General features: G+C 62.0%; 9 protein-coding genes. 4 read left to right on the plus strand and 5 right to left on the minus strand.

All coding sequences use genetic code 11. The features are described 5' to 3' along the window. The first annotated feature begins 9 nt into the window (after positions 1-9). The 3 genes from ACXAED_RS00675 to ACXAED_RS00685 all read left to right on the plus strand — a co-directional run bounded on the left by ACXAED_RS00675 (position 10) and on the right by ACXAED_RS00685 (position 3,822). A complete protein-coding gene (locus tag ACXAED_RS00675) occupies positions 10-1,386 on the plus strand; it encodes a hypothetical protein (RefSeq protein ID WP_475046103.1) in 1,377 nt (458 codons plus the stop codon). Between the two features lie 477 nt (positions 1,387-1,863). Further along, on the plus strand, positions 1,864-2,802 hold the full coding sequence (locus tag ACXAED_RS00680) for a hypothetical protein (RefSeq protein WP_475046104.1): 939 nt from the start codon (positions 1,864-1,866) through the stop codon (positions 2,800-2,802). A 153-nt stretch (positions 2,803-2,955) separates the two neighbouring features. Next, a complete protein-coding gene (locus ACXAED_RS00685) occupies positions 2,956-3,822 on the plus strand; it encodes a sulfotransferase domain-containing protein (protein ID WP_475046105.1) in 867 nt (288 codons plus the stop codon). Positions 3,823-3,913: 91 nt separating this feature from the next. On the opposite strand, the gene ACXAED_RS00690 is transcribed toward ACXAED_RS00685, so the two are convergent. The 4 genes from ACXAED_RS00690 to ACXAED_RS00705 all read right to left on the minus strand — a co-directional run bounded on the left by ACXAED_RS00690 (position 3,914) and on the right by ACXAED_RS00705 (position 9,889). Continuing rightward, a complete protein-coding gene (locus tag ACXAED_RS00690) occupies positions 3,914-5,170 on the minus strand; it encodes a right-handed parallel beta-helix repeat-containing protein (RefSeq protein ID WP_475046107.1) in 1,257 nt (418 codons plus the stop codon). 194 nt (positions 5,171-5,364) lie between these two features. Continuing rightward, a complete protein-coding gene (locus ACXAED_RS00695; RefSeq protein ID WP_475046109.1) occupies positions 5,365-6,366 on the minus strand; it encodes a glycosyltransferase in 1,002 nt (333 codons plus the stop codon). A 76-nt stretch (positions 6,367-6,442) separates the two neighbouring features. Further along, positions 6,443-7,525: a glycosyltransferase family 4 protein gene (locus tag ACXAED_RS00700; protein WP_475046110.1), complete on the minus strand. Its 1,083-nt coding sequence runs from the start codon at positions 7,523-7,525 to the stop codon at positions 6,443-6,445. Between the two features lie 66 nt (positions 7,526-7,591). Continuing rightward, positions 7,592-9,889 carry a GumC family protein gene (locus tag ACXAED_RS00705; RefSeq protein ID WP_475046111.1) on the minus strand — a complete coding sequence of 766 codons (2,298 nt, stop codon included), beginning with the start codon at positions 9,887-9,889 and terminating at the stop codon, positions 7,592-7,594. A 786-nt stretch (positions 9,890-10,675) separates the two neighbouring features. Between ACXAED_RS00705 and ACXAED_RS00710 the strand changes: the two genes are divergently transcribed. After that, positions 10,676-12,463 carry a right-handed parallel beta-helix repeat-containing protein gene (locus ACXAED_RS00710; RefSeq protein ID WP_475046113.1) on the plus strand — a complete coding sequence of 596 codons (1,788 nt, stop codon included), beginning with the start codon at positions 10,676-10,678 and terminating at the stop codon, positions 12,461-12,463. Between the two features lie 111 nt (positions 12,464-12,574). Here ACXAED_RS00710 and ACXAED_RS00715 read toward each other — a convergent pair whose 3' ends face one another. Then, positions 12,575-13,714, minus strand: coding sequence for a glycosyltransferase family 4 protein (locus tag ACXAED_RS00715; protein WP_475046114.1), 1,140 nt, complete (start codon positions 13,712-13,714; stop codon positions 12,575-12,577). Between the last annotated feature and the right edge of the window lie 8 nt (positions 13,715-13,722).

Here is a 13,722-nt window from a genome sequence, read left to right on the forward strand (position 1 = left end):
GAGGCACTGGTGAAACGGCATTTGGTCACTCGCAGCATTCTGGCAGGTGCTGTTTACGTTTGCTGGATGCTGCCTGTTGCGGCCCAGGACGGCGGCACGGAAATGGTGTTCGGCTTCAGCCAGGGCCTGGAAACAAGCGATAACCTTGATCTGGACACTGTCAGCCTTGGCAGCACGACCTTTACCTCGACCGGGCTGTCTTTCGGGCTGACCCGCGAAACCCGGCTGGACCGCTTCGGGCTGCTCGCCGGGGGCGCGCTGCGGGGCGTGAGCGGGCCGGGCGCGGAGTCCGGGCTGGACAATCAGAGGCTTGATCTGAGCTATGGCCGCCAGGGCGCAAACGCGGCGTTTGAGGCCAATGCGGGCTACCTGCAGACCAACATCGAGTTCCTGGAGCCGCTTGACGACATCACCGACGACGATGGCCAGATTGACCTGCCGCCGGACCTGGACGAGCTCAGCGGCACCGGCAACCGCGAGCGCTATTCCGCGGGGGTTGCGCTGGACCTGGGCCGCGATGCGCCTGTCGGTGCGACGTTCAGCGCGGATTACCTGGCTTTCCGGTATTCGGACACAACGGACCCGGAGCTGTTTGACAATGATCTCAGCGAGGCGGACTCCGAGGTGCGCTTCCGTCTTTCGCCGGTGGCCGTTGCCCGGCTGGGGCTGGGCTACCGGCTGTATGAAGCGGAGGATGCCGAACAGACCCGCCGCGACACGTCGCGCGGCTATGCCGGGCTGAGCGTGGAGGTGAACCCGGTTCTGCGGCTGGATGCAAATCTCGGCTATGCCTCGATCGATACCCGGGAGTTTGGCGTCACGGAGAAAAGCAGCGGCCTGGAAGCGCTGCTGCGCCTCGAGCGGGACATGCCCAACGGCACCGTGACCGCAGAAGCGGAACAGTATGTCACCGACGATGGCACCATCCGCACCTTCACTGCCGGCCGCAGCCTTGAGCTGCCGAACGGAGCGCTATCGGCCACGCTGGGGGCGGCGGATTCCGACACCGGCCAATCGGAAATCATCGGCTCGCTTGTCTGGAGGCAGGACCTGCCCCGCGGCGGCATCAATGCGCAGCTGCGGCGCTGGGTCGATTTCGACGAAGACGACGGAAATGTGCTGAGAACCGCACTGCTGCTCGACTATATTCATGAAATCAACGGCCTCTCCAGCATTGGCCTCAAGGCGGGCTACACGGTCTCCGATGAAACCGGCGGCAGCACCGACCGGGCCAGCTTTACGGCCGAGTACAAATACGCGCTGACGGAAGACTGGTCGCTGGACACGGGATACCGCTACCGCATGCGGGAAGAGCTTGCGGGCGCGCGGGCCCAGTCCCATGCCGTCTTTGTCTCGATCGGACGGGAGTTCAGGGTGCGGCGCTGAGCGCCGCGCTTGCAGCCGCGGGAGGGCTGAACGGCGGCGCCAGTTGCGGCCATTCGCTTGCCAGGCCGCAAAACCGCAACATATTCAAGTTTCGGCGGCAGGGGGCTCTGACGGTTCAGCCGTCAATATGGCCCCGGCAGAATTCATGAAACCCATTGGGGCCGGCTGCCGCCCGATGGCTTGGAAGGCGGCTGCATGCTCAGGCCTGAGATCCAGGGCTGGGGGCAAGGCCGCCCCCCGAAGGGCCGCGTGAAGACCGGACCGGACACGGGGGAGCTTCAAAACCGCGGGGCGGACACCTGGCCGCAGCCCGGCTTTCCGGGACCGCTTTAATCGGAGCCCATGGGGGCAGCCGGCAAAAGAATTGACGAAGGACGCCGCTGAACGAAAATTCCTCTAGCATACGAGTTGATCCTGCTGACGCAGTGTTTCTGCGCTCACGGTCTTTCTTTAATCACACTTGCGGACAATCGGAAGATGACAAAACAGGCGGGACCGGTACTGATTTATATCGCGTCTTTTCCCTATTCAGGCTCAACGATTTTTTCCATTGCACTGGGAAACAGTCCGGATTTTCTGAATATTGGAGAAGCCAACTATCTCGAAAACGACTGGAAAGACAAAAAACCGTGTTATTGCCGCGAGACGCTTGCGGAGTGCCCGTTCTGGAGTGAGGTGAAGAAGCTGACCGCCGCCGGGCCGGGCGCCGCGGGCCAGTCGCTGCAACTGGAAAACAAATCGGCGTTGCGGTTCCTGGACAGCAGGGATCTGCCTGTCCATAAACGTCTATTGGTCAGCCTGGGGGTCCCTCTGAATGTCGTTTTCCGGGATGAGGATCTGAGGGATTACGCCAGCCGCACGGCGTTGTTCATGACGTCCCTTTCACGCGCCTATGGCGCTTATGCAATTGTTGATGCATCCAAAAACCTGCGGCGGCTTGAGGTCCTCCGGCTGCACTCGGACCTCGATATCAAGGTGATTGTGCTGAAGCGGCAGGCGCAGGACTTGCTGGTTTCCCGTCTGAAACGGGCCAAGAGGCGCAATCCGAGGTACTCTCCCTTAATGTCACCCGTTTACTTGCTGTGGGTCTTATATCACCGCTTCGCCATCAGGAGAGTGACGCGCAGGATGGGAGATGAAGAGTACCTGGAGGCCACCTACGAAGAATTGTGTGAAACGCCGCAGGCATTGGAGCGCAGAATTGAGCGCTGGCTCGGAACGTCCATTGATTTCGGGATCAATGGCGAAAACGTGATGGATACGTCAAACGCCCATATTTACACCGGCAATGTCCGGATCACGAAATACGATGCACCTGACAAAGGCATTCGGCTAAGAAAAAATGCGTCATCGACGCCAAGTTTTAGCGCGTTTGAGCGGATGGTGCTGGCGTTGTCCAGGCGGATAGAAATCTAGCTATGCGCACGAATCTTTAATTGCAACCGTTCGTCCGGAATACGTGGCATAGCAGTCGTTTACATTTGGATCAGATCGTCCAGCAATGCTACGATTTTGTTTCAAGCTGCATCAAAGACGGTTGCCCCCGCAACGCGCCAAGGAGGCTCGGATATGAAACCCAATTTTATTATTGCCGGCGCCCCGAAATCTGCAACGTCCTGGCTGGTGAACGCGCTGAAGCGCCATCCCGATGTTTATCTCCCTCGAAGCGAACTTCACTTTTTTAATATTAAAGAAAATTACGCACGTGGATTTGACTGGTACAGCCGTCAATTCACCCCAGGTAAAGGGCGCCGCGCTATTGGCGAAAAAACCCCAAACTACATGTGGGTAACTCCAGCCCCGCACAAGAGCCGCTTTGGCACCCATCTTCCAAATATCCATGAATCCATTCATAGCCACCTTCCAGATGTCAAGCTGATCTTTGTACTGCGCGACCCGGTGGACCGTCTAGTTTCGGCATTCAACCACTACCGCAGAAGCGGGCAATTTTCACCCTTTTGGGAACTAGAGGATGTAGTATTTGGCCGCAAAGCGCATCTGGGTGAAAAATATGGCTTAATCGACATGGGGTTCTACGCCAAACACCTCGAAGCCTTTTATAACCTCTTCGACCGCAGCCGTGTGAAAGTTATTATAACCGAAACGGACATAAAAAATACGCCGGACAGGACTCTGTTGGAGCTCTGCCAGTTTTTGGAAATAGAACCTGAACGTGCGAACATGAATCCCAAGAGAGAGATTAATTCTTTCAACCCTATCCAAGTCTCGCAGGCCTATATGAACTACCTCAACCCTTTTCCAAATGTGAAGCTGCTCAAGCGCGGCGCTCGCTTCACCTCCAAACTCGTTAAGGGTGCGCCGCTCGAAAAATATGTGCCATGCAAGAAGAGTTTGGAACAGATTAGCCAGATATATGCATCATCTAATCAGGAGCTATTCCGTCTGATCGGGCGGAACGATGTAAGCTGGAGCTAGATTGCCCCCGAAACGGCTGCAACCTAGCTCATGTTGACAAATGGCGCCCCCAGAGGCGGACCGGCGTGATGTCGATGAAGCCGAGAAAACTCTACTTCCGCATCCTGTTAAGACGCGGGAGGCTCCCCTGTGGCATAAGCAATTTAGTGTCAGTGTGATGTCTTGGTTTTCCGTATGACGAGACATCCCCGCCGACATTGGAGCCCGAGAGGCTGAGCCCTGAGACGTTCATGAAGCGCAGCTCGCTGACATTGCCGAGCAGGGAGATCCCCTCCCAGGTGATGTCGTAGCCGTCCTTGATCAGGAACGCCCGCCCGCCCTGCGAGGCGGTGCTTTCGAAGATCGAGTCGCTGACATGGATGTCATGGGGGATCGCTAGGGCGTTGTCTTCGTTGAGGAGGCCGGTCCTGTCGACGGCGCTGACAACGATGCCGTTGGGGTTGTCGATGAACTGGCTGCCATCAACAATGATATTCGTGTTCCACTTTTCGGTGTTGAAATCCGTGCTGTCATGAAACGAGCTCTTCAGGTCGAAGCCGCTGACGCCGTTGTTGTAGAACACCGAGTTCAGGACTTTGCCGTTGCGGAAGCCGCCGGCGGTGTCCAGGCCGTCGCGGGCGTTGCTTTCAAAGAAGCTGCCGGTCACCGTCATGTCCGACGGGCCGTCGCCGGACGCGGTGCTCTCGGTCTTGATGCCGTCGCCCAGCGAGTTCCGGAAATGGCTGCCCGAAATCGTGGCGCCATCGCCGGCCACGACGCGGAGCTGGTAGAAGCCGCCCTCGAACAGGCTGCTGTCAACGGTGAGGCCGTTGCCGCCCCGCACATCGATATGCATCGACACGTTGCCCGAGAAGGCGCTGTCCTTGACGGTGACCCCATCGCCAAGGACAGTCAGAACCCGCTTTTTGTGGTAGTCCTTGCCCGCCGCAGGAAGGATCCCGTCGTAGCTCGTCTCCGGCGCGTTCACCACGTCGAAGGCGACGTTGTCCACCGTCACGCCGCTGGACAGGATGAACAGCGCCGAGGTGTCGGTGGCCGAGGTGGTGCGCACATCCAGGCCCGCGCCCTGCTCGGCGGTCAGGGTGAAGTTCTCCGGCAGCCGCAGGTTCGACCCCGAGATGTTGTAGGTGTCTTCAAGAACCAGCGTGTCGCCGGGTTTGAAGGTGTTGCTCGACAGCAGCTCCGCAAACGCGCTGGAGATATCCTCACCCGCGGACCAGCCGAAGCTGGAGGAGTACCACGGCGGTGAGCGGTACTCCTTGGCCCAAAGAATGACAGCAAGCACGCCTGACACCGACAGCAGGCCTGCAATGCTGCTCACGCGCAGGAGTTTATTGACAGAGGTCAAGCACGCTTCCTTCCTGCCCCTCGCGGTTAAACAACGGCCTTTAAGATACTAAACGGCGGATAGTGAGGCAATGCGGGCCGGCAGGCCCCCCAAAGGGCCCGGCCGTCCGCTGCGCTGCCGCGATCGCACATCCGGCATCCCGGCGCCGGGGGCGCGGCCGGACCGGCGCTGAGCGGATAAGCCAGCACCGCGGCTCAAGCCTGCAAAATGTCTTCGAGCCGGGCAGCCAGCCGGGCAACATCATAAAGCTGTTCGACACGTGTCCGCCCGGCCCTTCCGAAACGGGCCCGCAGATCCGCGTCACTGGCCAGGGTCTCAATGGCGCGCACCCAGTCTTCCTCGGACTGGCACAGGAACCCGGTCTCTGCATCAAGGACAGTCTCCGCATTGGCGCCCACCCCGCTGGCCACAACCGGCAGGCCGCTGGCCATATACTCCAGAGCCTTGAACGCGCATTTGTATTCGTTGAAGGGATGCTGCGAGAGCGGGTAGAGGCCGATGTCGAAGGGGGCAATTGCATCCGCCACGGCGCCGGGATCGGACCATTGGATCTGGTCGATGAAGTCGATTGCCACGCCCTCGATGCCCGCGAAGGCCTCATACAGCTCCTGCACCCCGCAGGCGCCCACGATCCGGAAGGTGACAGGGCGCCGGGCGCCGATACGCTGCAAGGGGTTTCGCAGGATCCGGATCAAATCATCGGCGTAATGCGCGCCGTTGCCGATCCAGCCGAGACAGATCCTGTCTGCGGGCCTGTGGGTTTTGACACGGTAGTTTTCCAGCAGGACACCGGATGGCACCAGGTGAACGGTGTTCTGGTGCTGCCGTGCGAGCCCTTCCAGCGCCTGGCTGCCCGCCAGCACGCCGCTGGACAGGGCCATCATTCTGCCTGCCCGCTGCATCGTTGCGCAGGCCTGGGTGCGGCTTGGCGCATCATCAATGTCAAAGAACACCTTCTTGCCCAGCCGCCGCAGCAGGCGGGCGGCCATCAGGTCGTAGCGGCCGTATTTCTTCTGGAAGATAACCGCATCGGCCGTCCGGGCTGCCGCCAGCAGGGACAGATACTGCAAACGGTGCTCCATGTGCCGGATCCGGACCGAATGGCCCCGGGCTTTCAGCGCTTCGGCGATCCAGTAGCCCCTGACCCGTGAACTGGCCTTGTCCTCCCGGCCAAGAAGGACCCAGAGAATGTTCATGGCCGCACCAGACCGGTTGCGCAGCTTTGGCACTGCCGCCCCTCCCCCATGCATCAAACCTGTGTCCCGCAGCCTGTCAGCCATGCGCCGCACCAGGGGCAGCGAGCACGCTTTGATAGAGCGCGGCATAGTTGCGGCACATTGCAGACAGGGAATACCGCTGCACCGCATGGCTGCGGGCCGTCTGCCCCAGCCGGGCCCGCAAAGCGCCGTCCGCAATCAGGCGGGCCATGGCTTGGGACAGCCCTGCGGCGCTGCCATCCGCAACCAGCAGGCCGTTCTCGCCATCCTCCACGATTTCGGCCGGCCCCATGGTGCCTGCGGCAATTGCCGGTTTGCCGCAGGCCATCGCCTCGGCAACGGCCAGGCCAAAGGCTTCGTCCAGCGCCGCATGCACAAAGATGTCGGAGGCGGCCACCCAGGCGGCGACATCGTCCCGCCTGCCCGGCAGGATGACCTTGTCCTGCAGGCCGCAGGAGGCCGCCAGCTGTTCGAGGCGGGAGCGCTCGCCGCCTTCGCCGAGAATGACCAGCCGGGCATTGCCGGGCCGGTCCGGGATGTCCGCAAATGCCCTGATGATACTGCTGTGGCGTTTGCGCGCGACCAGGGAGCCGACAGCGATCAGCACGATCCAGTCATCCTGCCAGCCAAGCTGCTTGCGCAGCGCTGACCTGCGGCCGTCCCGGAACGGCGTGAATTTGTCAACGTCGATGCCGTTCCAGACAATCGAAATGCGCTCGTCCGGAACCCCCCACCGGGTCTGAATATAGCATTTAGAGGTCCGGCTCACAGCGGCCCACCGGTCAATCCACCAGGTCTTTCCCGTCAGAAAATTGCGCAATCCGGTCAAGGGCCGCGGCCATTTCGACTGCCCCCCCGCAAGCGTTCCGAAATGCTGGGTGCGCACAATCCGGAAGCCGGACATCCGGGCCAGCATAAGCATCCAGGCTGATTTGCGGCTGTGGACATGCAGCAGCCGGAAGCCGTCCCGCCTGAGCCTGCGCAGGGCGCGCGCCAGGTCAGCCGGAGACGCCGCCAGCGTGACCGCCCCCTGGCTGACCAGCCCGGAAAACCGCGCGTCCAGCTCGCTCCGGCCGGTGAAAATGCCGCGGCACTCCGCCCCGTCCGCGGTCATCAGATCATAAACAACCTGAGTCACGCCGACGCCAGGACGGGCATTGTCCACTATGTGGCAGACCTTCATCACCGCAGGCAGCCCGGTCCGCTAGCTGTAATAGCCCGCATAGTGCTGTTTATAGATGAACTCATTATCCGCGTATCTCCGGGCTTTGGATTGGGACACCAGGCTCAGCACGCAGCCGGCAACCGGGCTGTTCACGGAGCGCAGCTCGCGCAGCCCTTCCCGGACGGCGTTCTTGGACGTGCGGTTCCAATGCACCAGGTAGACAACGGAATCCGACATCCTGGCCAGAAGCCGGGCATCCGCCGCCACCAGCACAGGCGGAGCATCAAGAATAACCAGTTTGTATCTTTCGCGCAGGGCTTCAATCATCTGGGCAAACCGGGGGGAGGACAAGATGTCCGCCGGGCTTTCCTGGAAGCGTTCCTTTTTTCCGGCGGCAAGGATATGCAGCCCGGATTCCGGGTGCACCGCCAGCGCTTCTTCCAGGCTGCAGTCATTGCGCAGGTAACCGACCAGCCCGGTGCCTGACTTGGACGGGACCAGCCTCGGGAATTTCGAATAGATCCGGGCATTGGACGCATCGCGCAGGTCGCAGCTGACAAGAATGGTATCGTGTTCGGTGTGCTGGCTGGCCAAAGCGGTCAGAAACGAGGTGACGCTTTTGCCTTCGCCGGGCACCGAGGAGGTCAGCATGACAACCTGCGGCTGGTTGTCCGGATCGCTGTAAAGCAGGCTTGTGCGCAGGTTGCGTATGCTTTCAGCCAGCAGGCATTTCGGGCGGTTCATGAATTCCCGCGCCCGTTTCTGCAGGCTTTTGCGCCTGCCGGTCAGCGGCAGCGATGTCAGAAGAGGGTAAGGGGTGATTTCCGCCAGGTCGCGCGGATCGCGAACCGAGTTGTTCATCCGCTCCCGCAGCAGCAGGAACAGAGCGCAGATGAACAGAGCGCCGGCGCTGGACGCAAGCAGAACGCGGTTGCTGGCTTGCCGGTCCGGGTAGGAAGGCGGTTCGGCCTTGGACAGGACGCGGGCATCGGCCGACTGCAGGTTGGCCTGTTCGGATATTTCCTTCTGGCGCACCACAAAGGTCTGCAGCAATGTCTGGTTGGCGAGAACCTCGCGCTCGAGGCGGGAGATGAAAAGCTCGTCCGCGGTCCGCTCGATCGAGGTGATTTCCAGCTCCCGGACCATCTGCTCCAGCTGCTGCTCCCGCTGTTCCAGAGACGCGACCTCGAACTCAAGTGCGGCGACGATATAGGCCGCTTCCTCACGGATGCTCTGCTGCGCCTGCCCGAGCAAGGCTGCGCTGCGCACGCTGGACGGTGTCACGACGCTGCCGCTGATGGCGCGCTCCTGCGCAATGGTTTCCCGGATTTCGATCTCCCGCCTGCGGAAATCGGTGATCAGTTCGGATTCCCGGAATTCCGTAACGCTCCAAAGATCCGTTCCTTCCGCCAGCGCCGCTGCGGCCCGTTTAAAACGGGCGCGGGACTCGGACAGGCGCAGCCGGATGGCGGCAAGTTCCTGATTGTGCGCCGCCAGCTGAATGCCGGTCATCTCCGCGCTCTGCGCGCGCCGCCGGGCCAGGTCCAGGCGGGTGTTCTCCAGGTTCCGCTCGGATTCCACGACGCTTTGCCTGAGTTCTTCGATGCGGTTGCTGACAAGGTCGATGGCCGCAAGCACGTCCTGGTTTTTCGACACTTTCTGAAAGGCGATGTATTCCTCGCTGATCGTGTTGGCGATCAAAGCGGCCTTTTGCGGGTCTGCAGAGCTGTAAAACAGCTCAATCACCCCGGAACCGCTGATGACCTCGATCTCAAGGTTGTCCCGCAGATAGCTGATGGCATCCCGCGCCGCCGATTGCCGCGCTTCCTCTTCTGTCTGGACCGGTGCTGTGTCTCCGGCTTCCGGCTGCGCACGCAGCCCCAGCCGCGCCAGCTGGCTGGAAACGGGATCAGGCGCTGCATCCAGCAGCCAGGCGGCGGCCGCGTCCCAGACCCCGCCGGTTTCCGGCGCCTCGCCGTTGTCCTTTCCGTCCCGCAGGATCGTGTCTTCCCCAAGCGTGCTGACAATATTGCCCAAGAGGGTGGTGGAATTGAGGATTTCAACCTGGTTGCCGATGCCGGCCCCGGTATCCGGCTCCACGAGCACCTCAGAGATATCGACGATCTGCAGCCGCTCGGGCTCATAGAGGATGCTGGTCACCGCGCGGTAGACCGGTTCCTGCTGGCTGACATGCGCGAACCCGGCCATAAGCCCGGCGGCGGCACAGGCCGCCAGCAGCAGCTTTCCGCGCCAGAGAGCAAGCGCCATCTTGCGGGTGTCCAAGGTCTGGTCGGCCTCGCCGTCCCGCGGCAGGCTGTAGACTTCGTAGTCTGGCAAGGATTCCTTGGGCCGGGCATGATCCCCAAACTCTGACCGTCTTGCGTACATACACCAAAACCCCTTAACCCAAATCACACTTGGCCGCTTAGCGCGCGCGCTCCATGGCAAGCCTGGGAGCGCCATAAATGCCATCAATCCATAATTATGTGGCAAAGTCGACGGATTCCAAGTCCGGGCAATCCGGGCGGCTGCCGCAGGGCCTCGGCGGAAGCGCCGCACCGGGACAGGGCGGCGGCCGGGCAGGGTTCCCGCGGGCCGTATCCGGCAGCTCCGGGGCACAAGGCGGCGGGCTGCAGGACGCCTTGCAGGGGGGCGCCGGTTCCGGAATGGCGCCGCGCCTGCTGCACAGTGTCCGGCAGCGAGAGGCCCGCGCGGGCTGAAGCAGCGCTGCTGCCCGGTGCCTCTGAATGCCGCCGTCCCAAAAAAGGCCGGCAATTGTGCCGATTGCGGTCAATTTGTCGATCCATTGGCCCGCCCCTTTCGGCGGCTTTCTGCCGTTGCGCGGTTCATTGCGGACGCCAAACGCGGAATTGGCCGAAAAAAGCCGTTTTTCTGACATCAAGCTGCTCCCGGCTTCCTGTTAACCCTTTTGCGCGATAGGCCGCGGCAAATTCAGCAGTACGCCCGCTTTCCGGCGGCGAGGGAACAGAGATATCTGCAGCGCCCGGGACCTGTCCCGATGCTTCAGGCCCGTTTCCAGGCCCGTCTCCGGTGTGTGCTGTCTCAGAAGGTAAGAGGGTCGGCCGCGCCACTCCGCGGCTGATTGCAGTGAAAGGAAATCACATGACCGTTTGGCATTCGTCTGACCTCGGCTGGTCCGCGGGTCAGGATGTCTCCAGCGCGTTTGCGTCGCTGCTGTCGAGCAAAAAGTTCAAAGCCGGCGACACGCTGGTTCTTGAAGACACCTTCAAGATCTCGGGGTCGAACCTGCGGCTGCCGGACAATTTCACCCTGACCGCCGAGCAGGGCGCGGGCCTGGATGTGCGCACCACCTCGGCCACCGACGCCTCGCCGCTGTTCATCCTGTCCAAAGGGGTGACGGTGGACAACGTGACCTTCGACGTGGTGAACGCGCCGAAGACAAGCTACAACGGGATCCTTCCTGCGGCGGGCCAGGACTACCACAAAAAGCGGGTTCTGGCTGTCGACGGCGACGGGGTCACCGTCAAGGACAGCGCCTTCTCGGGCAACGTGTCGATGCATATCGATGTGCGGGGCGGCAACGGCCTCACCGTTGACAGCAGCCTGTTCGAGGGCGGCTTCTACCAGCTCCGCGTCGTGTCCGGCGATGGCGCCACGATTTCGGGCAGCCATTTCCGCAAATCGCTGGGCGACGGCATCAAGACCGAGAGCTCCGTATCCGGTGACGGCCCGTCGGGCATGACGGTGACCGGCAGCTTCTTTGAAAGCAACGCCCGCGACGGCCTGGACACCGCCGGCGGCTTCCGCAACGGCACGGTTCTGGATTCGGTGTTCTACAACAACGGCGTGAGCGGCATCGACATCAAGAGCTCGTATCACGACAGCACGGATTTCAACCCCGACAAGTGGAACACGAATATCAACATTGATGGCAGCCAGTTCATCAACAGCCCCAACGGCATCGTTGTCAGCGCCGTCGACAGGACCGGTCTTCTGAATGCAGGCAACGCGAAGGCGATCCCCCATGACATCCATGTCAGCGACTCGATCTTCGAAAACACCGCCTCGCAGGGCGGGCGGGCGTTCCTGATCAAGGACGGCTACGACATCACCTGGGAGGGGATTTCCCTGCTCGGCAATATCAGCGAGTACCGCTTCATGAACGCTTCGGGGCTCAGCCTTTCCGGCACCAATGTCGGCGGCGACATCGAAACCACCGGCGCGGCGCAGAAACTGTCCGTCAGCGAGCTGTGGTCCGGTTCTGCCGGCCCGGTTGCAGGCGGGGAGACCGGCGGCGGCACTGGCGGCGGCACAACGCCTGCGCCTGAACCGGAGCCCGATCCGGAACCTTCGCCCGAACCTGCGCCGGACGAGGACCCCAATCTGGTGACCGGCAACGCGCAGGACAATACTCTGCACGGCACGGCAGACGCAGACATTATCAAGGGGCTCGAGGGCAAGGACATGCTGGTTGGCTACGCCAGCAAAGACCGGCTCAAAGGCGGCGCCGATGAGGACATTGTCAAAGGCGGCGCCGGCAAGGACAAGGTCTTTGGCGGCAGCGGCAATGACAGCGTCTATGGCGGCAGCAACACCGACGTCCTGAAAGGCGGCAGCGGCAGGGATCTCCTGTATGGCGGCCGGGGCGACGACGCGCTCAATGGCGGCAAGGGCGCCGATCAGATCACAGGCGGCACCGGCAGCGATACCTTTGTGTTCACCGCGGGCCACGGCCAGGACACGGTTCTGGATTTCAACTCCGGAACCGACGTGATCGACCTGAGCGGGCTGGGCCAGAGCGCAGACAGCTACAGCGATCTGGAGATCAGCAGCCAGGGCGGCAATACACTGATTGACACCGGTGAAGGCACCATCCTGCTGCAAGGGCTGCAGGCATCGGACATCGGGGCAGGCGACTTCCTGTTCTGACCCGCCCGTCCGGCGGTTTGCCCGTCCGGCGGCGTTGAATTTGCGCCTGCAGATCCGGACGGGCCATGATTTTCCTGCGCTGCGGAGGCCGTTCCTCCGCAGCGCAGTTTTTTAGAGCGTCTCCGGATTTTCCAGCGTGCCCGCGATCTCTGAAATCGCCTCGGTATAGGCGCGGATCACGATTTTCTCGTCAAACTGCCGCTCCACAAGCGCGCGGCCGGCGGTGCCCATCTTCTGCAGTATGTCCTGCGGCGCCGAGGCAATGCGCAGCATCGCCCGCTCAAGGTCAAGGCTGTCCCGCGGCGCCACCAGAAAGCCGCTTTCCCCGTCGATAACCACCGTGCGGCATCCGGCTGTATCTGTGGTGATGACCGGCCGTCCGCAGGCCCCGGCTTCCAGGAGCGCGCGCGGCGTCCCCTCACGGTAATAGCTGGGCATGACCACGCAGGTTGCCTGCTCGATAACCGGGCGGATGTCACGCTGCCGGCCGAGGTATTCGATGATCCCCTCCTCCTGCCATTGCGACAGCACCGCCTTGGGCACCGCTGCCTGGCCCGGCGCTTCAAGGCCGCCGGCAAGCCTGAAAACAGCCTTGGGGAAGACCTTGCGCACCTGCCGCGCCGCCTCGGCGTATTCCCCGATACCTTTCTCCCACAGCAGCCGGGCCACAAGCAGGAAGACAGGCGCCTCCGGGCGCCCGGGCACCGGGGAGGCGGTGAACCGCGCCAGGTCGACCCCCGACCCGGGCAGGATCCGCGCGGTTCCGGACGCAACCAGACCGGCCCGCAGAAACTGCTCCTGATCCTCAAGATTCTGGAAAAAGACGATGGGAGCGGCCCGGAAGGCATGGCGGTACACCCGGGCTGCAAAAGCGGCCAAGGGGCCCTTGCCGGAGAACACAGAGCCTAAACCGGTCACATTCGGGATGATCGGCGTCCCGGTCAGGCGCGCCGCCAGCCCCGCATAGAGGTTGTTCTTGATCGTGTAGCTGAGGATGGCGTCAGGCCGCAAAGCCCGGATATGCCCGATCATCGCCCTGAGGCAGCCGGCCTCCCGCACAGGCGAGGTGCCGCGGCGGTCCATCTTCAGCTCCACATACCTGCAGCCGATATCGCTGAGAATTGCCTCGGTGTAATCGTCCCGCGGGGCCAGCACGGTGATTTCGTGGCCCGCCGCCATCAGCGCGCGCAGAAGGCCGGAGCGGAAATTGACAATGTTGAAGGAGGAATTGACGGTTACAACCAGCTTCATGGGATTTC

The sequence above is a fragment of the Leisingera sp. ABM4_103 genome, from assembly GCF_056158685.1.